The 19884-nt window shown below is 58.7% G+C and carries 21 protein-coding genes and 1 tRNA gene; 10 read left to right on the top strand and 12 right to left on the bottom strand.

Features of this window, described 5'->3' with window-relative positions; genetic code table 11:
* Positions 1-4: 4 nt before the first annotated feature.
* Positions 5-796 (top strand): amino acid ABC transporter ATP-binding protein, encoded by a 792-nt coding sequence (locus ACR0KJ_RS17155; RefSeq protein ID WP_480583087.1) that lies wholly within the window; start codon positions 5-7, stop codon positions 794-796.
* Between the two features lie 45 nt (positions 797-841).
* Here ACR0KJ_RS17155 and ACR0KJ_RS17150 read toward each other — a convergent pair whose 3' ends face one another.
* The 8 genes from ACR0KJ_RS17150 to ttcA form a co-directional block, all read right to left on the bottom strand.
* Complete coding sequence (locus ACR0KJ_RS17150; protein WP_480583085.1) at positions 842-1339, bottom strand: SixA phosphatase family protein; 498 nt, start codon at positions 1337-1339, stop codon at positions 842-844.
* Positions 1336-2022, bottom strand: a complete 687-nt coding sequence (locus ACR0KJ_RS17145; protein ID WP_480627255.1) for a ferredoxin — start codon at positions 2020-2022, stop codon at positions 1336-1338. Before ACR0KJ_RS17145 ends, ACR0KJ_RS17150 begins: the two co-directional genes overlap by 4 nt.
* Positions 2023-2041: 19 nt before the next feature.
* Complete coding sequence (gene argB / locus ACR0KJ_RS17140; RefSeq protein WP_170456097.1) at positions 2042-2905, bottom strand: acetylglutamate kinase; 864 nt, start codon at positions 2903-2905, stop codon at positions 2042-2044.
* 59 nt (positions 2906-2964) lie between these two features.
* Positions 2965-3618 (bottom strand): ribosome biogenesis GTP-binding protein YihA/YsxC, encoded by a 654-nt coding sequence (yihA, locus tag ACR0KJ_RS17135; RefSeq protein WP_480627254.1) that lies wholly within the window; start codon positions 3616-3618, stop codon positions 2965-2967.
* Positions 3615-4352 (bottom strand): MOSC domain-containing protein, encoded by a 738-nt coding sequence (locus ACR0KJ_RS17130; RefSeq protein ID WP_170456093.1) that lies wholly within the window; start codon positions 4350-4352, stop codon positions 3615-3617. The genes yihA and ACR0KJ_RS17130 overlap by 4 nt, the downstream gene beginning before the upstream one ends.
* Positions 4349-6178: a membrane protein insertase YidC gene (gene yidC, locus ACR0KJ_RS17125; protein ID WP_170456091.1), complete on the bottom strand. Its 1830-nt coding sequence runs from the start codon at positions 6176-6178 to the stop codon at positions 4349-4351. Before yidC ends, ACR0KJ_RS17130 begins: the two co-directional genes overlap by 4 nt.
* Before the next feature lie 123 nt (positions 6179-6301).
* Positions 6302-7834: a putative bifunctional diguanylate cyclase/phosphodiesterase gene (locus ACR0KJ_RS17120; protein WP_480627253.1), complete on the bottom strand. Its 1533-nt coding sequence runs from the start codon at positions 7832-7834 to the stop codon at positions 6302-6304.
* A 64-nt stretch (positions 7835-7898) separates the two neighbouring features.
* On the bottom strand, positions 7899-8792 hold the full coding sequence (gene ttcA / locus ACR0KJ_RS17115) for a tRNA 2-thiocytidine(32) synthetase TtcA (RefSeq protein ID WP_480627252.1): 894 nt from the start codon (positions 8790-8792) through the stop codon (positions 7899-7901).
* A gap of 110 nt (positions 8793-8902) precedes the next feature.
* Here ttcA and ACR0KJ_RS17110 point away from each other — a divergent pair, with 110 nt between their 5' ends.
* The gene (locus ACR0KJ_RS17110) at positions 8903-9838 is read left to right on the top strand and encodes an alpha/beta hydrolase (protein ID WP_170456086.1); all 936 of its coding nucleotides are present in this window, start codon (positions 8903-8905) and stop codon (positions 9836-9838) included.
* Here ACR0KJ_RS17110 and yidD read toward each other — a convergent pair.
* Genes yidD through rpmH form a run of 3 tightly spaced genes read right to left on the bottom strand, consistent with a single transcriptional unit; the run spans position 9835 to position 10659 of the window.
* Complete coding sequence (yidD, locus tag ACR0KJ_RS17105; protein WP_480627251.1) at positions 9835-10077, bottom strand: membrane protein insertion efficiency factor YidD; 243 nt, start codon at positions 10075-10077, stop codon at positions 9835-9837. The genes ACR0KJ_RS17110 and yidD overlap by 4 nt on opposite strands.
* Positions 10074-10499, bottom strand: a complete 426-nt coding sequence (gene rnpA, locus ACR0KJ_RS17100) for a ribonuclease P protein component (protein WP_480627250.1) — start codon at positions 10497-10499, stop codon at positions 10074-10076. Before rnpA ends, yidD begins: the two co-directional genes overlap by 4 nt.
* Before the next feature lie 25 nt (positions 10500-10524).
* Positions 10525-10659, bottom strand: a complete 135-nt coding sequence (gene rpmH, locus ACR0KJ_RS17095) for a 50S ribosomal protein L34 (protein ID WP_005980833.1) — start codon at positions 10657-10659, stop codon at positions 10525-10527.
* Between the two features lie 296 nt (positions 10660-10955).
* Between rpmH and ACR0KJ_RS17090 the strand changes: the two genes are divergently transcribed.
* The 4 genes from ACR0KJ_RS17090 (at position 10956) to ACR0KJ_RS17075 (ending at position 14652) form a co-directional block, all read left to right on the top strand.
* Positions 10956-11687 carry a TVP38/TMEM64 family protein gene (locus ACR0KJ_RS17090; RefSeq protein ID WP_480627249.1) on the top strand — a complete coding sequence of 244 codons (732 nt, stop codon included), beginning with the start codon at positions 10956-10958 and terminating at the stop codon, positions 11685-11687.
* A 3-nt stretch (positions 11688-11690) separates the two neighbouring features.
* The gene (locus ACR0KJ_RS17085) at positions 11691-13109 is read left to right on the top strand and encodes a dihydrolipoyl dehydrogenase family protein (RefSeq protein ID WP_480627248.1); all 1419 of its coding nucleotides are present in this window, start codon (positions 11691-11693) and stop codon (positions 13107-13109) included.
* Positions 13110-13128: 19 nt separating this feature from the next.
* A complete protein-coding gene (locus ACR0KJ_RS17080) occupies positions 13129-14511 on the top strand; it encodes an ATP-binding protein (protein ID WP_480583054.1) in 1383 nt (460 codons plus the stop codon).
* Between the two features lie 64 nt (positions 14512-14575).
* Positions 14576-14652 (top strand) — tRNA-Arg (locus ACR0KJ_RS17075).
* Between the two features lie 597 nt (positions 14653-15249).
* Here the strand turns inward: ACR0KJ_RS17075 and ACR0KJ_RS17070 are convergent.
* Positions 15250-15816 carry a TetR family transcriptional regulator C-terminal domain-containing protein gene (locus ACR0KJ_RS17070; RefSeq protein ID WP_480627247.1) on the bottom strand — a complete coding sequence of 189 codons (567 nt, stop codon included), beginning with the start codon at positions 15814-15816 and terminating at the stop codon, positions 15250-15252.
* A gap of 203 nt (positions 15817-16019) precedes the next feature.
* Here ACR0KJ_RS17070 and ACR0KJ_RS17065 point away from each other — a divergent pair, with 203 nt between their 5' ends.
* Genes ACR0KJ_RS17065 through ACR0KJ_RS17050 form a run of 4 tightly spaced genes read left to right on the top strand, consistent with a single transcriptional unit; the run spans position 16020 to position 19838 of the window.
* Positions 16020-16880, top strand: coding sequence for an ABC transporter permease (locus ACR0KJ_RS17065; protein WP_480580044.1), 861 nt, complete (start codon positions 16020-16022; stop codon positions 16878-16880).
* The gene (locus tag ACR0KJ_RS17060) at positions 16877-17665 is read left to right on the top strand and encodes an ABC transporter permease (protein ID WP_170560404.1); all 789 of its coding nucleotides are present in this window, start codon (positions 16877-16879) and stop codon (positions 17663-17665) included. Before ACR0KJ_RS17065 ends, ACR0KJ_RS17060 begins: the two co-directional genes overlap by 4 nt.
* A complete protein-coding gene (locus ACR0KJ_RS17055) occupies positions 17662-18759 on the top strand; it encodes an ABC transporter ATP-binding protein (protein ID WP_480627246.1) in 1098 nt (365 codons plus the stop codon). The genes ACR0KJ_RS17060 and ACR0KJ_RS17055 overlap by 4 nt, the downstream gene beginning before the upstream one ends.
* Positions 18760-18776: 17 nt before the next feature.
* Positions 18777-19838 carry an ABC transporter substrate-binding protein gene (locus ACR0KJ_RS17050; protein WP_480627245.1) on the top strand — a complete coding sequence of 354 codons (1062 nt, stop codon included), beginning with the start codon at positions 18777-18779 and terminating at the stop codon, positions 19836-19838.
* Positions 19839-19884: the final 46 nt, after the last annotated feature.

Here is a 19884-nt window from a genome sequence, read left to right as displayed (position 1 = left end):
ACACATGTCTGAACTTGCAGTAGAACGCGAAATCGACCGCTCGAAAATGCAGGTGAGCGACGAGGTCGCCATCGAAATAAACAACATGAACAAGTGGTACGGATCCTTCCACGTGCTGCGCGACATCAATCTGACCGTCAATCAGGGCGAGCGGATCGTGATCGCGGGGCCGTCGGGGTCAGGTAAGTCCACCCTGATCCGCTGCCTGAACGCGCTGGAAGAACACCAGCAGGGCAAGATCGTGGTGGACGGGATCGAGCTGTCGAATGACCTGAAAAACATCGACAAGATCCGGTCCGAGGTTGGCATGGTGTTCCAGCACTTCAACCTGTTCCCACACCTGACCATTCTGGAAAACTGCACGCTGGCCCCGATCTGGGTGCGCAAGACGCCCAAGAAAGAGGCCGAAGAGCGTGCGATGCATTTCCTGGAAAAGGTGAAGATCCCGGAACAGGCCGACAAGTATCCCGGTATGCTGTCCGGTGGTCAGCAGCAGCGCGTGGCGATTGCGCGAAGCCTGTGCATGATGCCGCGGATCATGTTGTTCGATGAACCGACCTCGGCGCTGGACCCCGAGATGATCAAAGAGGTGCTCGACACCATGATCGAACTGGCCGAGGAAGGCATGACCATGCTGTGTGTGACGCATGAGATGGGCTTTGCCCGGCAGGTCGCCAACCGCGTGATCTTTATGGATGCCGGTCAGATCGTGGAACAGAACGAACCGGAAGAGTTCTTCAACAATCCGCAGAGCGAGCGGACCAAGCTGTTCCTCAGCCAGATTCTGGGGCACTGAACCGGTTGAAATCCAAAAAAAGGCGGGGCTTTGGCCTCGCCTTTTTTATTCCAGCAACTCACGCGGAATGGTGAATCCCAATACCGCCCCGCTGCGCCATGTTACATCTGCCCAGTTTGTGATGTCGAACCGGATAACCGCTGTCGCACAGGTGGGGTAATCGTAGAATCTGGCGTGATCTGGGCCTTGCCGCACGATGTGCTGTGCGAAACCCGCGATGCCCGGATTGTGCCCCAGCATCAGCACCGTTTCCCCTGTTGCGCCTGACAGAGCGGCCAGCATCTCGTCTGGCCCGGCATGATAAAGGGTCCGGGTAAAGCCGACCGTGGCGGCCTGCAGGCCCATCCTGTCCCATGTCTCGCGGGTCCGGGCTGAGGTGGAGCTGATGACCTCATCCGGCAGCCACCCGTTTTCGCGCAGCCATCCGGCAATCGCCGGGGCCGACTTGCGCCCGCGCTTGTTCAGTGGGCGGTCGTGATCGTCAAGCGCTGGATAATCCCAACTGGATTTTGCGTGGCGGGTCAGGATCAGAGTGCGGGTCATGACGGGTGGAACGCTTTCATATGGTGGGCGGACTGTTCCGGGTCGCGGCCCGCGCCGCTGCTAAGTGGGCAGGCCAGCCGGGCAAGGCATCCGCCGGTCATGCAGCTTTGCCCCTCGGGCGAATTCAGATGGTCATGGCAGGCATCGACGCTGTAAAAGGCTTCGGCATTCAGCGCCCCGACCGGGCAGGCCGTCGTGCAGGGGGCTGGGCAGGCAAGGCAGGGCGAGGCGGCGTTGACCTCGGGGATGTCGAATTCCTGCGCAAAATGCAGCGCGCCACGGTACGAGATCATCATGCCGACCGTGTCATGAACCAATGCGCCAACCGGGCTGCTGAAGGTGCGTCCGGATTTCAGCGCCCAGTCGATGAATGGGGCGTAAGGCGGTCCGCCGAATGGGAAATGGGCCTCTGCGCCCAGTGACTGTGCCATCCCGCCGATGACACGCCTGGACCAACGGTCCACCGGATCAGGACCCTTCCATTCGGGAGACGCTTTTAAAACCGGCCAAAAAGCCGAACCCGCCCCGAGTAAGACCAGAGTCCCCCCGTCCAGCCCTTTGGCGCCGCTGACCCGTGGATGGGTCGCACCCATGACGATCAGACCCGCTTGATGCGCAACGCGCCCCACCCAGCCAAAGCTGATTGCGGCCATGTAAGAGGAGGGTGGGGGATATCCGGTCATCTCTCCTCCGCAGATTGGATCAGTCGGGCCGGATCAGCGAACCCGCGCCGTGCTCGGTGAACAGCTCCAGCAGGACCGCATTGGGTGCGCGCCCGTCCAGAATGACCACGGCCCGCACGCCGCTGTGCAGCGCGTCCAGCGCCGTTTCGGTCTTGGGGATCATGCCGCCCGCAATGGTGCCGTCCATCGTCATCTCGCGGATTTGACCGGCTTTCAACTCGGTCACAACCTCACCACCTGCGTTTTTCACACCGGATACATCGGTGAGCAGCAGCAGGCGATCCGCTTTCAACGCCGATGCAATCGCCCCGGCTGCGGTGTCGCCGTTGATGTTAAAGGTTTCGCCATTCTTGCCCGCACCCAGAGGTGCAATCACCGGAATCACATCATGTGAGAACAGATCGTGCAGAATTTTCGGGTTCATCTCGGACGGCGATCCGACAAACCCAAGCGACGGATCGGCCTGATCGCAGACAATCAGGTTGGCATCCTTTCCGGAGAGCCCCACGGCACTGCCACCCTGACCGTTGATCGCCTGCACGATGCGTTTGTTCACAAGGCCGGACAGCACCATCTCGACCACCTCAACAGTGGGTTTGTCAGTGACGCGCTTGCCGTTCACGAATTCGGACTGGATGTCCAACTGACCCAACATCGCGTTGATCATCGGTCCGCCGCCATGCACGATCACCGGGTTCACACCCACCTGCCGCATCAGAACCACGTCGCGGGCAAAGCTTTCCATCGCTTCGTCACTGCCCATGGCGTGACCGCCCAGCTTGATGACGACGATGGCCCCGTCATAGCGCTGCAGATAGGGCAGGGCACTGTTCAAGGTGGCGGCGGTGGCGATCCAATCCCGGTTCATGTCACGTGTCTTCATGGCTAAGTCCCTCTGGCGTTCCGTGTTAGGAGGTTTGCACGGCGCTGCCAAGGGCCAAGCTATTCCAGATGCGCAATGATCGAGCGCAGGGTGGGAATTCCGTCGCCTTTCTCGGACGAAGTCAGCACGATTTCAGGGAAGGCCGCAGGGTGTTTGGACAGCGCAGCGCGCACTTGATCCAGAACCTTCTGGCGATCATTCGCTTTGACCTTGTCGGCCTTGGTCATGACGCATTGAAAGGTCACGGCGCTGGTGTCCAGCAGCTTCATGATCTCGGCGTCGACGGGCTTCACCCCATGGCGCGAATCGATCAGCACAAAGGCGCGGCGCAGGGTCTGTCGGCCGCTTAGATATTGCTTGAGCAGCCGTTGCCATTTCTCCACCACCTTGACCGGCGCGTTGGCGTAGCCATAGCCGGGCAGGTCCACCAGATACAGTTCCGGGCCTTGGGTGAAAAAGTTGATTTCCTGCGTGCGGCCCGGCGTGTTCGACGCGCGCGCCAGACCCTTGGTGCCGGTCAACGCGTTGATCAGGCTGGACTTGCCCACGTTAGAGCGCCCGGCAAAACAGACCTCAAGCCGGTCGGGGGCGGGCAGACCGTTCATGGCCACAACCCCTTTGACGAATTCCGAAGGCCCGGCGAACAGCTTGCGCCCACGCTGTTGCGCGAACTCGTCCGGGTCTTCGGCAAGCGGGAAGGGCAGCGATGTCATAGCAGGTTAACCTTATCGTCAAGGCGGATCTCGCCGCCCTGAATGACCTCGGCATAGACGCCGAAATCCTGATGATCCCAACTGTTGAGCGCGCCCAGGGTATCTGCGTCCCGCTCACCCGTTTCGGGATTGGCTGTTGTCGCCAGACAGCGGGTGATGCGTTCGCGAATGTGGAATACGGCCTGACCGATCTGCACGTCGCGACCCAGCCAGTCGAATTCTTCCCACAGGGGCAGGCCCTCGAACCAGATATTGCCGCGCCAGCGCTTGGGCGACAGTTCGCGGCCCAGTTTCTGTTCGACCGCGCGATGCGAGGCCATATTGCACAGGCTGATCGAGGGGTAGTCGCTGTCGGTCATGCCGCGCCCCGGTACCCGGACAATCCGGGCCGAAGCTGCGCGATCCGCTGGCATCAGCGGCTTGACCCAGTCCAGAAACACATCCTGCTGCGTATCGGGCGCGAAGCTCAGATCCGGGCGTTCGGGGTGATGCAAGGTGACGCGGTCCCCTTCCATCCGGGCCGAGATCGCCATCAGCTTGGGTGCCTTTGAACCACGGCTGAAATTGACGCAAGGCGCCCATTTGGTGCCATCGGTCTGCGCCGCCTCGTGCGCGACGGCCCAAACGCGATCCCCGGGCATGGTCTGCCCGGGGATTACTGTGACCTGATCCAGGGCTTCACGCCCATGGCTTTTGATCGGGTGCCGCCAAAGGGCTGAGACTGTCCCGCTCATTTTCCGTCCGTCTTGGGCGTCCGCTTGAAGCCGGACTTGATGTTGCCGAACACGTCAGGTTTGTAGCCCTGACTGCGCATGATCAGATATTGCTGGGTGAAGGTGATTGTGTTGTTCGCAATCCAGTAGACCACCAGCCCGCTGGCAAACCCGCCCAGCATGAACATAAAGACCCATGGCATCCACGCGAAGATCATCGCCTGCGTCGGATCGGTTGGGGCCGGGTTCAGCTTTTGCTGCAGCCACATCGAGATACCCAACAGCAGCGGCAGGATACCGATGAAGATCAGCGCCATGAAACTTTCGGGTGCAGGTCCCGCCCAGGGCAGCAAGCCGAAGAAGTTGAAGATCGAGGTCGGGTCAGGTGCGCTCAGGTCCTGGAACGGGCCGAACCATGGGGCCTGACGCAGTTCGATGGTGACAAAGATCACTTTATACAGCGAGAAGAAGATCGGAATCTGCATCAGGATCGGCAGACACCCCGCAGCCGGGTTCACCTTTTCCTTCTTGTACAGTTCCATCATGCCCTGCTGCATCTTCTGACGGTCGTCGCCAGCGGCCTCTTTCAGGGCCTCCATCTGCGGCTGCAATTCCTTCATCTTCGCCATCGAGACGTAGGACTTGAACGCCAGCGGGAACAGGATCGCCTTGATGATCAGGGTCAGACCGATGATCGACCAACCCATATTGCCGATCAGCACGTTGATGTTATGCAGCAGCCAGAAGATCGGCTTGGTCAGGAAGTAGAACCAGCCCCAATCGATGCTGTCGATGAACTTCTGCACGCCTTCCGCCTGATATTCGCGAATGGTGTCCCATTCCTTGGCACCGGCAAACAGCTGCGTCGTCACCTGCTCGGTCGCGCCAGGCGCGACGGTCAGGGTGGGTAGCACGGTTTCGGTTTGGTAGATCTTGCGGCGGGCGTCGTATTTGGCGGCTGCCTTGAACGTTGCGCCTTCTGCCGGGATCAGCGTGGTCATCCAATAGTGATCGGTAAATCCGACCCAACCGCCTTCCTTGACCTGAAACACCTCGGCCTGCGCGCGCTCGTTGGGGTCGATGTCGAAGTCCCGCACATCGCCATAGTCGATTTCATCCAGAACGCCGTCGGCCATGACCATGACGCCTTCGTGCAGGATGAAGAAGTTCTTGAGGCCGGGAAGGTCGCCATCTTCGCCAATGCCGTGCCGCGCCAGAATGCCATAGGGGGCCATGCTGACCTCGGCTGCGGTGGTGTTTTCAACCGATTGGGTCACCGAGAACATGTAGTTTTCGTCGACCGAGACGGTGCGGCGGAAGGTCAGGCCGTTGCCATTGTCCCAGGCCAGCGTGATCGGAGTGTCCACGCCCAATGTCTCGCCCTGCTCAAGCGTCCAGAGGGTGTTGGGGCCGGGGACATCCGTGCCGCTCACGCCCGAGCCCGGAGCCCAGCCATAAAGCGCGTAATAGGCCGAGTCTGATCCCACCGGGGCCAGCAACTCGACAATGGGCGCGCCGTCTTCGATGGAAACCTTGTAGTCTTTCAGGAACAGCTCATCGATGCGCCCGCCCGACAGCGACAGGCTGCCTTTCAGGCGCGGGGTGTCAATCGCGACCCGCGGGGCCTGTTCTTCGGGCAGTGTCTCTTCGGTGGCGGCGGTCGCCTCGCCCACAGCACCGGTCGCAGTCGCGCTGGGTGTCTGAATCTCGGACTCTTGGGTGGCGGCGATCTCGGTCTGATCGGTGGCAGGTGTGGGTTCCGGCGGGGGGAACAGCACGAACCAGACCAGGATCACGAGAAAGCTGAGCGCGGTTGCGAGGATGAGATTCTTGTTCTGATCGTCCATCTGGGACAGCCACCTTGAGCAGTGAAAGACACCCGCAGGGTTCAACAGAGTGCAGGCCCAAAGGTCAAGCGGAATCGGTTGTTATTTCGTCACGGCAGGGGTCTGATCGGCCTAAAGTCCGCCTTATGACCCTGTTTGACGCCCAATCTTCGGAACACCGTTGACCTTGTTGCCATGTGCGGCAATCCAGTCCAGCGTTTTTTCAAACGGCATGGGCTTTCCGATCCCGAACCCTTGAACGTGATCGCAGCCCAGTTGTGCCATCAGGGCATGTTCACCCGGTGTTTCGACGCCCTCGGCCAGAGTTTCCACTTTCAGCCGTTCGGCCATGGTCAGGATCGCGCTGGCCAGTTGCTGCTGGCTTGGGTCCTGATCAGATTTCGCGACAAAGGATCGATCGATCTTGATCCGGGACACGTGGAACCGCTTGATCGACGCGATCGAGGCGTGGCCGGTGCCGAAATCATCCAGATCAATGCAACATCCCAGCGCCGCAAGGCCTGTGACATTGCGGGTGATCACATCGTCCGGTCGGCGGGAAAACACGGTTTCCAGAACCTCGACAGCAAGACGATCCGGTGTCAGGTCAAATTGGTCCAGTTCCCATTTGAGGCGGTCAATCAAACCGGGGTCGCGCAACTCGTCAGATGAGAAGTTGATGCCGATCCGGGGCACGATGACCCCGGCCTGATCCCAATCGCGCATGGCCTGAAAGGCGTGGTGGCGGATGGCCTGACCAAAGCGTTCCATCAATTCGGCCTGTTCGGCAAAGGGCAGGAACACATGCGGCCCCAGCACGCCTTTTTGGGGATGTTCCCACCGGGCCAAAGCCTCAAACCCCGTGACGCGGCCTGTATCGGTCGAAACCTGCGGCTGGAACCACGGTCGGATTTCGCCGCCATTCAGGGCTGCGTCGAACTCTTTCCGCAGGTTGGTGCGAATGCGCGACCGGCGGCGGGTATCCGAGGAAAAGGCGCGAATCGTTGAGGGGCCGTTTTGCTGTGCCTCGATCAAGGCGCTGATCGCGGCCTCTTTCCAGTTTTCGGCTGCACCGTTCGCCTCTCGCGAACTCAGGCAGAATCCGATAGAGCAGGACGCATAGATCCCTGTGCCATTCAGCATGACAGGGTCTTCGACGGCGGATTGAATGCGCCCTGACATCTGGATACAGGCCTCAAGGTCCAAATGTTGCGACGGGCGCAGGGCGATCAGGATCTTGTTGTCGCCCAGACGTGTTGCAATATCCTGGCCACGGATCATCGACAGGACGCGCACGCAGACCTGTTCCATGATATGGTTGGCCGCTGCCTGCCCGTGCAGATCAAGGATCTGAGTGTGGTCATCCAGCGCGATGGCAAGGCAGGCCGACACGTCGCCGCTGTGCCTTGAACGATCAAATATCCCGCTCAGTTCAATGTCGAACCGATCATTGGCCAGCAGACCGCCCGAGTGGTGCCCGCGCCCGGCTTTCGCCTCAAGCGTGCTGGCCCCGGCGATCAGCAGCGGAAGGCCAAGTGCTGCCGCAACCAAAGCACGCTCACCCCCGATCCAGAACGCACCAAGGCTGAGCGCGGGGACAAATGCCAAAGCGGAAGAGCTGTTCAGAAGGGACGTCAGGCTACGCGCCAGACGGTCAAGTGAAGGTCGGTTCCGCATCGGTCTTTTGGCCCCTGGCAGTGATCGCACGGGCCAACCGTAGGAAATCAGTCTGAGTCAGTCGTTAACGCAGCCGAGGAATTTCATCCGAATTTTCGGCTTTTTCGTCCTGCTTCAGCGCAAGACTGGCGAAATCGAACAGTTTCGGGTCCAAAAGATGCGAGGGGCGGGCATTGGTCAGGGCGCGAAACATCACCTGACGACGACCGGGGCTGTTCTTTTCCCATTGGTCGAGAATCTGTTTGACCTGCTGGCGTTGCAACCCGTCCTGACTGCCGCACAGATCGCAGGGGATGATCGGGTAACGCATGGCGTTGGCGAATTTCTCGCAATCCGCCTCGGCCACATGGGCGAGGGGACGATAGACGAACAGGTCACCTTCTTCATTCACCAGTTTCGGCGGCATGGTGGCCAAACGCCCACCGTGGAACAGGTTCATGAAGAAGGTCTCAAGAATATCGTCACGATGATGGCCCAGCACCACGGCCGAGCATCCCTCTTCGCGGGCTATGCGGTATAGGTTGCCGCGGCGCAGGCGCGAGCATAGCGCGCAATAGGTGCGGCCCTGCGGGACCTTGTCCATGACGACGGAATAGGTGTCCTGATACTCGATCCGATGGGGCACGCCCATACGCTCCAGAAACTCGGGCAGGACGGTGGCGGGAAAGCCGGGCTGGCCCTGATCCAGATTGCAGGCCAGCAGATCCACGGGCAGCAGGCCGCGCCATTTCAGCTCATACAGAACCGCCAGCAGGGTATAGCTGTCCTTGCCGCCAGACAGGCAGACCAGCCAGCGGGGCGGCTTGCCGTTCTTGTCATGGGCGGTCGGGTCCACCATGCCATACTGCTCGATCGCTTCGCGCGTCTGGCGCACGATGCGCTTGCGCAGCTTCTTGAACTCGGTGGTCGAGGGCGCGCCGGCGAAGAGCGGGTGGATATCGTCTGCATCATCAAACATGGGCCGTGGTTACAGCGGACCGTTGGTCCGGGCAAGGTGTTGCGCGTTCGCCGGTTTGGGAAACCACCCCGATTATGCTATCTTCGCGGGATTTGGAGTTGGAGCTAGTAATGGACTATTTTTTCTCGGTCCGCGGGCGCAGCGGAGATCACTATTCGAACAAACTGGGCACGGCGCGGTATTTGGCGATTCCGTCGAACGTAAAGACACCGGCCCGAAAACACGAAGTTCCGGTGTCGCAATGGGTCGGAAAAGTTCAGGACGAGGCCGGTGCCACGGATGATGAAAAGGGCAACATCGTCATCTTTGTGCACGGCTTCAACACCGAGCAGTTCGAGATGCTGGAGCGGCACCGGAAAATCCGCAAGGGGCTGGAGGCGCATGGCTTCAAAGGCGCGCTTGTCAGCTTTGACTGGCCCAGCGACGGGTCGGTGCTGGGTTACAGTTCAGACCGGGCCGACGCGCGGCGCTCGGCAGACAAGCTGTTTACCCATGGGATCAGACGTCTGTCGCGCATGCAGACGGCGGATTGCCGATACAACATTCATGTGTTGGCCCATTCCATGGGCACGTTTCTGGTGCGCGAGGCGATGGATTTTGCCGATGATGACCACGAAATCGCGCAACACAGCTGGATGACCAGCCAGATTGCCTTTGTCGCGGCGGATGTGTCGGCAAAGTCGTTCCGGGATGGCAGTTCCAAAACCTCGTCCCTGATGCGCCACTGCACACGGCTGACATGCTATTACAGCCCCTTTGATGAGGTGCTGTCGGTGTCCGAGGTCAAACGGGTCGGCGTGTCGCGCAGGCTGGGGCGTGTCGGCATGCCGGACGATCATCCGGAAAAGGCCGTGAACCTGTATTGCGGCGCGTATTTCAAAGACAATCGCGATGACTATCCGGACGGTCCATCGGCCACTCATAGCTGGTACTTCGATTCGTCGCGGTTCTATGAAGACCTGCACCACACATTGACGGGCAAACTGGATCGCGAAGTCATTCCGACCCGAAAATTCACCGACCGGGGCAATCTGGCGCTGTTCTAGTCGGTCGGTTTGGTGGTCTTTTCGGGCACCGGGTCATAGCCATCGCCGCCCCAGGGGTGGCACCGGCCAATGCGACGCGCGGCGAGCACTGTGCCTCTGATCGGGCCATGCTTTTCAAGCGCTTCCAGCGCATAGGCCGAGCAGGTCGGTTGATAGCGGCAGTTGAAACCGACCCATGGGCTGAAGATCAGCCGGTATGCCCGGATTGGCAGCGCGATGATATGGGACAGAAAGGTCACTTGCGCGACGCATGTATTTTGCGCAGCGCGTATCGCAGATCATCCAGCAACGCCGCAAATGGGCGATCTGCCGTGACATTGGCGCGGCCGATCAGAACGTAATCCCACCCGTCCTGCCCATGTTGTGGCAAAACGGCCCGTGCGGCCTCGCGCAAGCGCCGTTTGGCGCGGTTTCGGGCGACCGCGTTGCCCACTTTCTTGGAACAGGTGAACCCTACGCGCAGCCCTGGGGCTTCGTCAGGCGCGCGCTTGCGGGCCTGCACCATCATCGACGACGTGCCCTGTCGCCGCGCGCGTGCCGCTTTCAGGAAATCCGATCGGGTTTTGAGAACCGTCAGGGATACAGGCGCGCAAACGGACGCCGCCGGGGGCGTTTCCCGGGGGTGGTTTCTACCATCCTCAGGGGCCTCCGGCGGCGTCATGTTCATAACCTGATCGGTGAGCGGCTTATGCGCTCAGCGATTTGCGACCGCGTGCGCGGCGTGCGTTCAGGATCTTGCGGCCGGCCTTGGTGGCCATGCGCGCGCGGAAACCGTGGCGGCGTTTGCGAACCAGGTTCGAAGGCTGATAGGTGCGTTTCATCGCTCCGTCTCCAATCTATAGCGGTCGGGTGCGGCGCGGATTCGCCTGGCCCTAGTGTTCGAAGCCCGTCCTCTACTGCTAAGCGGGGGGTAAGTCAAACCCCAAGACCGGGGTTTTGACGCCTTTTGCAACAATTCTGTATCCCGGCCCCGGAAAAGGTTTCAAATTCCGGGTTTTGCGCCCCAAACCCTCACATTCCCTGCCACATAGTTCAAGGCCGCGTGAGGGCCCTGTTGCTTGGCCGTCGGGCAGCGCATGTTGGGTCAGGAATGAAACAGACAAAGCCGGATGGCCAGATGAGCGAAACGACCCAGGCACCGCGCAGTGGAATTGCGCGTCATATCCCCTTGCTTGTTATCCTTGCCGCTGCTGCGGTCGGGTTCTTAACGCTTGGCGATTACCTGAGCTTCGAGACCCTGCGCGACAATCGCGAGGCGCTGCTGGCCTGGCGCGATGCAAATTACTGGGCCATGGTGGCCGCATTTGTGGCGATCTACATCGTGATCGTCGCATTCTCACTGCCCGGCGCGGCTGTGGCATCCATGACCGGCGGGTTCCTGTTCGGCCTGTTCGCGGGCACGGTATTCAACGTTTTTGCTGCGACCGTTGGCGCATCTGCCATCTTCCTGGCTGCGCGTTGGGGATTGGGCGAGTCGCTGACGGCGCGGCTGGAATCCTCGGAAGGTACGGTCAAAAAGCTGAAAGACGGGCTGCGTGAGAATGAGATCTCGGTCCTGTTCCTGTTGCGGCTGGTTCCGGTCGTTCCCTTCTTTGTCGCCAATCTGGTGCCCGCGCTGGTCGGCGTGAAGTTCCGCAACTTCCTGATCACAACCGCGCTGGGTATCATTCCGGGCGGCATTGTCTACACTTGGATCGGCGTCGGGCTGGGCGGGGTGTTCGACCGGGGTGAAACCCCAGACGTGTCCCTGTTGTGGGAGCCATTTGTGATCGGGCCTATCATTGGTCTGTGTGTGCTGGCTGCTCTGCCGATTGTAATCAAAGCCCTGCGTGGCAAAAAGGACGCCTGACTCATGACAGAACTGAAGACCGATATCCTGGTGATCGGTGCCGGGTCAGGTGGCCTGTCCGTGGCTGCGGGGGCTGCCCAGATGGGGGCCGATGTGATTCTGCTGGAAGGTCACAAGATGGGTGGCGATTGCCTGAATTTCGGCTGCGTCCCGTCCAAAGCGCTGATTGCCAGTGGCAAGGCCGCCTATGCGCAAGCCCACGCATCACCCTTTGGGGTGTCGGATGTCGTCCCACAGGTGGACTATGGTGCCGCCAAGGACCACGTGCACGACGTAATCGCACAGATCGAACCGATGGACAGTCAGGACCGGTTCGAAGGTTTCGGCGTGAAGGTCTTTCGCGAGTTTGGGACCTTCCTGTCGCCAACGCAGGTGCAGGCGGGGGACAATGTGATCACCGCCCGCCGCGTGGTGATCGCGACGGGCTCATCGCCGCTTGTGCCTCCGATACCGGGTCTGGAGACGGTACCGTTCTACACCAACGAGACCATCTTTGATCTGCGTGAAAAGCCCGATCACCTGCTTATCATCGGCGGCGGCCCCATCGGTATGGAAATGGCGCAGGCGCATATCCGGCTGGGCTGCAAAGTTACGGTGATCGAGGGCCTGAAGGCGCTGGGCAAGGATGATCCCGAAGCCGCCGCAATCGTGCTGGATACCCTGAAGGCGGAAGGCGTCGATATCCGCGAACAGGCGATGGTCGCCGAGATCAGGGGCGCAGACGGCGCGGTCGAGGTTGTCACAGAAACCGGAGAGGTCTTTGCCGGAACCCACCTTCTGATGGCCGCCGGACGCAAGGCCAACGTCGAACGCCTGAACCTCGAGGCGGCGGGGATCGACCGCACCCGGACGGGTATCAGGGTCGATGACGCTCTGCGCACCAGCAACCGCAAGGTCTATGCCATCGGCGACGTCGCCGGCGGGCTGCAATTCACCCATGTCGCCGGGTATCATGCCGGTATCATCATCCGATCCGCGCTGTTTGGCCTGCCATCCAAAGCCAAGACCGTGCATATCCCATGGGCAACCTATACCGACCCGGAACTGGCCCAGGTTGGCCTGACCGAAGCGCAGGCGCGCGAACAGCATGGGGAGAAGGTGGAAATCGCCCGGTTCGACTATCACCACAACGACCGCGCCATTTCCGAGCGCAAGACGAAAGGGTTTATCAAGGTTATGGTCGTAAAAGGCCGACCTGTCGGTGCAACGATCGTGGGGCATCAGGCCGGGGAACTGATCAACTTGTGGTCTCTTGCGCTTGCCAATAACCTTAAGATGGGTCAGATCGCCGCGATGGTTTCCCCCTATCCGACGATAGGAGAGCTTAACAAACGTGTGGCGGGTGCTTATTTCTCGCCGAGGCTGTTTGAGAATCAGACAGTTAAACGAGTGGTCAGGTTCGTCCAGCGCTGGATCCCCTGACCTAAAGAAGGAGCGCCAATTGAACTCGCTTTCGGGCCGTTTCCTGATCCTGACGACGGTCTTCGTGATGTTGGCCGAAATCCTGATCTTTGTCCCCTCGATTGCGCGCTTTCGCGAAGACTTTCTGCTGAATAGGCTTGAGCGTGCGCAGATCGCCTCGCTCGCGTTGCTGGCCGACGACATGCTGGCCGATGAGCTTGAGGCCGAACTGCTGGCCAATGCCGGTGTCTATAACGTGGTTTTGCGGCGCGACGAGGTGCGGCAGTTGATGCTGTCCTCGCCCATCCCCGAGCAGATCACCAATACCTATGATCTGCGCGATGCGGGCCCCTGGATTCTGATCCGCGACGCGGTGAACCGTATCTTCACGGTCGAAAACGAAGTCGTTCGCGTGATCGGAGAGCCGGTCAAAGGGGCCGGGCTGTTGATCGAGGTGACCATCGACAGCGCGCCTTTGCGCATGGCGATGGTGGATTACGGCCTTCGGATTCTCGGCCTGTCCTTTGTAATCTCGATCATCACGGCGTCGCTTTTGTTTCTGGCGGTTCGCGTCGTCCTTGTGCGTCCGATCAAAAGCGTTGTCGGCTACATGCAGCGCTACGCCAGCGCGCCTGAGGACGCGCGGGGTATCATTGCACCTGCCTCCAAAGTCACGGAACTGCGCGAGGCGGAAGAGGCACTGAAAACCTTGCAGACCGATCTGACCCAGGCCCTGAAGCAGCGCGAGCGTCTGGCGCAACTTGGCGGAGCCGTCGCCAAGGTCAGCCATGATCTGCGCAACATCCTGACCTCGGCGCAGCTGTTCACCGACAGGATCGAATCCAGCGATGACCCGCTGGTTGGTCGTCTGGCGCCGAAACTGGTCAACTCGATCACCCGGGCCGTCTCACTGTGCGAAAGCACCCTGGCCTTCGGCCGCGCTGAAGAGCCCGCGCCGACCCTGACAATGGTCCGGGTTCGAGACGTGGCGGCGGATGTGGCGGCCAGCGAACAACTGGCCGTTGCGGATGCCCACGTCGAAATCGTCAACGAAGTCCCCGAGGACCTGGTCGTACGCGCCGACCCCGAGCAGTTGTTCCGCGTCATCATGAACCTTGTGCGCAATGCCAGACAGGCCCTGGTCGCATCAGGCCAACCCGGCCGCGTGACCATCGCCGGATGCGAGTTCGAGACCAGCTGGTGCATCGAAGTCAGCGACACGGGCCCCGGTCTGCCGCCAAAGGCGCGCGAGAATCTGTTCACACCCTTTCAGGGCGGCGTCCGCAAAGGAGGCTCGGGTCTGGGCCTTGCGATTTCACAGGAACTGGTGCGCGGCCATGGCGGAGATCTGCTTCTGAAAGACACCAGCGCAAGCGGAACAACCTTTGAAATAAGGCTTCCCCGCGGCGACGTGACTTTTTGAAAGTTTTTTGAAGAATCGACTTGCACGTCCACCGCCCCGGGTCTAAATACCGCCTCACCAACGCGGACCGATAGCTCAGCTGGATAGAGTACTTGACTACGAATCAAGGGGTCGGGGGTTCGAATCCTCCTCGGTCCGCCACTTGGTGCTTGTGTCAGGCGACACATAGTTCTGCCATCAGCGACAGAACCTTGCCATTTTCGCCTTACTTCCTTCATCCAGCACCCAGACCGATTTCAATGATCCTGACTTCCTTTTGGGAAAATCAGGGCTGATTTGCAGATCAGACGCCGAAGGCGCCTGTTCCTGCTGATCTGCCAGGTGGCGAACGCGGATGGGGGCGAGGCAATGCTATTCGACAATAGTGGTGCGGCCCGCAGGCGTAGCCGAGGACACGGTTTTGTCTAATAGGGTTGCCCGAGGGGGAAGGCAGCGCCTTACCCCTGATGGCCGGGGGGCGTTTGGCTTGTCCAAATCCCGCGGCCCCAAAAACAAGTGCGGCAGTGCAGGCTGCGCCGGTACTTTTTGCGCCAGAACACGTTGCTTTTCAAAATAATGGGCGGAAAGCTGTCATTCGCTGCATCTGCAAAGAGGGACTTTCTCCAGCACAAAGCAGACATTGAATTTCGTCAAAGGCAGGGTGGATAACACTTAGGCGCGAGGAGGCCCGCCAAAACCAATGGTCGGCTATCCAAGAAGAGGCTTCGTATCTATCTAAAACCCAAGCGTCGCCAAGGCTCACAATTTGAACTTTCCGGGGAAAAGCCCGCCTAAGAACCTTCTTATTAGATCGACAGAGCGACGTCGCGAAAAACCCTGCATATCAGTAAGGTAGTTTACCCACATACCTTCCAGCAATGCCAGCGTTCCGCTGGCGGCATCGTCCACCAAGTTTGGGTCACGCCCGGTTTGTTGCGCTATCTCCAAGAACGCAAGCCGCAAGGTCTCAACAAGTCTGTGATCCTGAGTGCTGCTGTAACGGGCAATGCCTGGGTGTGAGCTTGCGATACCTCGGAAAGCATGCCAGATTTTCGTACTTCTTGGATTCAGCAAAGCTTCGGACAGATCTGCCTCGATAACAGCCATCACTCGGTCTTCAGGCGATGCATCCAAACCTAGATCGGTCAATCTGTCCATCTCAGCATAATACTGGGTGCTGAAATGTTGGGCTGCCGCCGTCAACAAATTGTCTTTCCCACCAAAATGCAAATGGATCATACCGCGTGATAAACCGGAACGCTCGCAGATGCGGCTGACCGACGTATCGGTAACTCCAATATCAGCAATAGTGTCCAAAGTTGCCATGATCAGAAGCTGCCTATTGGCCTCTGGGTCACGCTTCGAACTACGCTTTCGTCCTTTGAGTTCTGTCACTCTATTCAATGATTCCATTAGCTTAGGGTCTTCTAAATCGGACGGCTCACAGGAAGATTGACACGAAAGGCCTTTCTGGCGCAACATTAAATGGACGATCGTCCATTAGTGGCTCGTAAATCCAAGAAGGGGATATGGTGATTTTTCGCAGCGAAGCGTCCCGGGGTTTTACCCTCAGCGCACCGGCCACGGCTTACGTGGGGTTTCTGGTGGCAGCGCCTTTAGTGATCTTGATCGCGTATTCTTTCTGGACCCAAACCTACGTAACGCTCGACAAGACGCCGACGCTGAAAAACTATAACGAGGCATTTGCTGATCCGCTGGTTCGACACTTAATGCTAAGGTCGATCTGGATTGCCGGAGCAGTTACGGTAGTCACTGTCGCACTGGCCTATCCCATCGCGTATTTTATCGCGATGAAGGCCCGAAAAAAGACCATCTGGCTTTTGCTCATCACCATTCCGTTCTGGTCCAGCTATCTGTTGCGTGTGTTTGCCTGGAAACTCATTCTTGGGTTCAACGGGGTGATGAATTCTGCACTGCTGATGCTTGGTCTGATCGACGAACCGCTCGACTTCTTGCTCTATAATGAATTCGCTGTCGTACTGACGCTTGCCCACGCCTGGGCACCTTTTGCGATCCTGCCGATCTATGTCTCGTTGCAGAAGATCGATCCGAGCCTGTTGGAGGCCGCCACCGACCTCGGCAACAGCCCTTTGCAACGCTTCATGCGGGTGACGCTGCCGCTGACGATCCCGGGGATAATTGCTGCTTGCCTGATCATCTTCATCCCCACTGTCGGTGACTATGTGACCCCGGCACTCGTCGGCGGATCGGACGGGAAGATGATCGCTAATCTTATTCAGGTGCAGTTCGGTGCCGCCAACAACTGGCCCCTCGGTGCCACGCTGTCACTGATCGCAATGCTGTCGGTTGGTTTTGTCGCCATTGTGTTTGTCATTACCGCCACCCGGCTTGGGAGGCGGATCAAATGAGACGTCCTTCAACCCTGACAGCCTACGCTTTCCTCTACCTGGTATTTTTATACCTGCCGGTCCTTTTCCTGCCCCTGTTCTCGTTCAACAGCGGCACAATCGTTGCCTTTCCGATCAAGGGTTGGACGCTGGACTGGTATCGGAAGCTGGGCGAGCAGGATACATTGATCCAGGCCCTTTGGAATTCACTTGGCGTCGGCACGGTCGTTGCAATTCTATCCACGGCTATGGGGCTCTTTGCCGCTCGCGCCTTTGTTCGCTATCGGTTTAGGGGTCAGCGTGCGGCTGAAGGGCTGGTGATGCTGCCTTTGGTTATTCCGGGTATTATCGTGGCCTCGTCAATGCTGGTCCTGTTTCTGTTTCTCGGTCTCAAACCGTCTTTGCTGACCGTTGTTCTGGGCCATACGTTCCTCGCCTTACCGTTTTCAGTTTCGATCTTGAAATCTGCCTTTGATGACTTTGACGCGTCGCTGGAAGAGGCATCTTACGATCTGGGCGTTGGCGTGTTCGAAACCTTCCGCCGCGTGACGCTGCCAGTCGTTTCCCCCGGTATCATAGCCAGCATGCTGGTCACTTTTACGGTCAGCTTCGATGAGTTCGTCCTCGCCTTTTTCCTGTCAGGCAACCAGCCAACCCTCCCGGTCTATATCTGGAGCCAGATCCGTTTCCCCGCCAAGCTTCCCAATGTGCTGGCGCTTGGCTCCATCTTGCTGCTCACCTCGGTTCTGCTTTTGGTATTGGCCGAGTATTTCCGCCGCCGCTCATCTGCATCAGAGGTCCGATGACAGTCAGAAATATCATAGAACTCAGGGGCGTCGAGAAACGCTATGGCACTTTCCTAGCGGCAAGCGGGATCAACCTCGATCTCAAAGAGGGCGAATTTTTCTCGCTTCTCGGCCCATCGGGATGCGGCAAGACCACGGTATTGCGGATGATCGCGGGTTTCCAGGAACCGACCGAGGGCACCCTGCTGATCGATGGTCAGGATATGGAAGGTGTCCCAGCCAACAACCGGCCAACAAACATGGTGTTTCAAAGCTACGCCATCTTCCCGCACTTGAACGTCGGGAACAACGTGGCCTATGGACTACGGGGCAAGGCACCCAAGGCTGAGATCGACCAGCGCGTAGCCGAAGCCCTAGAAATGGTCGAGCTGGGCGGTCTTCAGGATCGCGGCGCAAGTGAATTGTCGGGTGGGCAACGGCAAAGGGTGGCGCTCGCCCGCGCTCTGATCATGCGACCCAAAGTGTTGTTGCTGGACGAGCCCTTGTCGGCGCTCGACAAGAAGTTGCGCGAACAAATGCAGTTTGAAATGCGCAATTTGCAGCAATCGCTTGGTATCACCTTTGTGATGGTCACACACGACCAATATGAAGCGATGACCATGTCAGATCGCATCGGCGTGATGTTTAACGGACGGCTCAAGCAGGTGGACACACCAACCACGCTTTATGCCCGTCCTTGTGATCAGCAGGTGGCCAGCTTCATCGGTGAAATGAACATACTGCCTGCCCAGTCGTTGGGTGAAACCGGCGATATGTTGTCGATCGACGCAGCCGCTTTCGGGCGGATTGAGATCGAGAAAAATCCCAACGTTGTAACCAGCGCTAAAGACATGAACATCGGTATTCGCCCGGAACAATTGGAAATCTCTGCTGAAAAGCCCGAAGACTACCCATCAACGGTTCAGGGCACTGTCAGCAACGTCGCCTTCTATGGCGAGAACATTCACTACCACATTCAAGTGGTGGGAGCTGAGAAACCAATCTCGGTATCGGTTCCCAACTATTTTCACACGGTCGATTTCAAGCGCGGAGACGTAGTTTGGCTGGGGCTTCAGGGGGCCAGCGTGATCGATCTTGGTACAGGCACAAAGTAAATCAGTGGGAGGATAGAATGAAACTTAAGGGAATTGCGGCCTTCGCATGTGCGACGGCGATTAGTACGGGAAGTGCCAGTGCCAATGGCGCTGATCTTACGGTTTTTGACTGGTCGGGATATGAAGATCCCGGGTTCTTTGCCAGCTACATGGAAAAGTACGGGAATGAGGCGCCAAGCTATTCCTATTTCGGGAGTCAGGAGGAAGCCTTTACGAAACTAAGTTCGGGTTTCACGGCTGATCTGGCGCATCCTTGTTCCGACGCGGTCCGGAAATGGGTCGCAGCCGATTTGATCCAACCACTGGACGAAAGCAAGCTGACAAATTGGGCCGATGTGCTGCCCGAGATCAAGGAAGTGGACGCCATCGTTCTGGACGGCCAGCTTTACATGTTGCCGTTCGAGTGGGGGAACACGGGCCTTATCTATCGCACCGACAAAATCTCAGGCGATGACATCTCGCTGCAACTGCTGGCTGATCCGGCCTATGCGGGCAAGATCGCCATCCCGGATGCCGCATCGTCTGCATATGCCTTGGCAGCGCTGGCTACTGGAAATGCCGACAATTACACGAATCTGAGTGACGAACAGTTCAAGGAAGCATCTGATTTCCTGCGCTCGATCCACCCGAACATGCGCTTTTACTGGTCAGATGCGGGTCAGTTCGATCAGGCCATGACCAGTGGTGAGATCGAACTGGGCTGGGCCTGGAACCAGTCCGAACTGAACCTGATCTGGAACGAAGTGCCTGCCGCCATGATGCGTGACGTCGACAAAGGTATCGCGACCTGGGCGTGTGGCTACGTGCATCTGAAATCTTCGACGACACCTGTCGATCAGGTCTACGATCTGTTGAACGCGCTCTCCGATCCTGCCAGCGGCCAATACATCATCGACAATTGGGGCTACCCACATTCCAACGCAAAAGCGTTCGAAATAGCCGATCAAGCCAACATCGAAGCCTATGGGTTCTCGGATCCAAAAAGCTTCTTCGAAGGCAGCTTGTTCTTTGATGCGGTGAATCCCGAGCTTGAGGCGAAAATGCTGTCTGAATTTGAACGGATCAAAGCCGGCTTCTGACACAACTCCATTTCCGGGGCCTTTCGGTTCCGGATCCCAAATACAG

The sequence above is a fragment of the Ruegeria sp. AD6 genome (assembly GCF_056542325.1).
This window is presented reverse-complemented; position numbering and strand designations above follow the sequence as displayed.

What these genes read in the sequence shown, in the direction of transcription:
- ACR0KJ_RS17130 (WP_170456093.1), bottom strand. Translation starts at nt 4,352, where the DNA reads ATGAGCGGGACAGTCTCAGCCCTTTGGCGGCACCCGATCAAAAGCCAT.
- rpmH (WP_005980833.1), bottom strand. Translation starts at nt 10,659, where the DNA reads ATGAAACGCACCTATCAGCCTTCGAACCTGGTTCGCAAACGCCGCCAC.
- ACR0KJ_RS17065 (WP_480580044.1), top strand. Translation starts at nt 16,020, where the DNA reads ATGGTGATTTTTCGCAGCGAAGCGTCCCGGGGTTTTACCCTCAGCGCA.
- ACR0KJ_RS17150 (WP_480583085.1), bottom strand. Translation starts at nt 1,339, where the DNA reads ATGACCCGCACTCTGATCCTGACCCGCCACGCAAAATCCAGTTGGGAT.
- yihA (WP_480627254.1), bottom strand. Translation starts at nt 3,618, where the DNA reads ATGACATCGCTGCCCTTCCCGCTTGCCGAAGACCCGGACGAGTTCGCG.
- ACR0KJ_RS17070 (WP_480627247.1), bottom strand. Translation starts at nt 15,816, where the DNA reads ATGGCAACTTTGGACACTATTGCTGATATTGGAGTTACCGATACGTCG.
- ACR0KJ_RS17155 (WP_480583087.1), top strand. Translation starts at nt 5, where the DNA reads ATGTCTGAACTTGCAGTAGAACGCGAAATCGACCGCTCGAAAATGCAG.
- yidC (WP_170456091.1), bottom strand. Translation starts at nt 6,178, where the DNA reads ATGGACGATCAGAACAAGAATCTCATCCTCGCAACCGCGCTCAGCTTT.
- ACR0KJ_RS17120 (WP_480627253.1), bottom strand. Translation starts at nt 7,834, where the DNA reads ATGCGGAACCGACCTTCACTTGACCGTCTGGCGCGTAGCCTGACGTCC.
- ACR0KJ_RS17050 (WP_480627245.1), top strand. Translation starts at nt 18,777, where the DNA reads ATGAAACTTAAGGGAATTGCGGCCTTCGCATGTGCGACGGCGATTAGT.
- ACR0KJ_RS17055 (WP_480627246.1), top strand. Translation starts at nt 17,662, where the DNA reads ATGACAGTCAGAAATATCATAGAACTCAGGGGCGTCGAGAAACGCTAT.
- ttcA (WP_480627252.1), bottom strand. Translation starts at nt 8,792, where the DNA reads ATGTTTGATGATGCAGACGATATCCACCCGCTCTTCGCCGGCGCGCCC.
- ACR0KJ_RS17090 (WP_480627249.1), top strand. Translation starts at nt 10,956, where the DNA reads ATGAGCGAAACGACCCAGGCACCGCGCAGTGGAATTGCGCGTCATATC.
- argB (WP_170456097.1), bottom strand. Translation starts at nt 2,905, where the DNA reads ATGAAGACACGTGACATGAACCGGGATTGGATCGCCACCGCCGCCACC.
- ACR0KJ_RS17110 (WP_170456086.1), top strand. Translation starts at nt 8,903, where the DNA reads ATGGACTATTTTTTCTCGGTCCGCGGGCGCAGCGGAGATCACTATTCG.
- ACR0KJ_RS17060 (WP_170560404.1), top strand. Translation starts at nt 16,877, where the DNA reads ATGAGACGTCCTTCAACCCTGACAGCCTACGCTTTCCTCTACCTGGTA.
- ACR0KJ_RS17085 (WP_480627248.1), top strand. Translation starts at nt 11,691, where the DNA reads ATGACAGAACTGAAGACCGATATCCTGGTGATCGGTGCCGGGTCAGGT.
- ACR0KJ_RS17145 (WP_480627255.1), bottom strand. Translation starts at nt 2,022, where the DNA reads ATGACCGGATATCCCCCACCCTCCTCTTACATGGCCGCAATCAGCTTT.
- rnpA (WP_480627250.1), bottom strand. Translation starts at nt 10,499, where the DNA reads ATGACGCCGCCGGAGGCCCCTGAGGATGGTAGAAACCACCCCCGGGAA.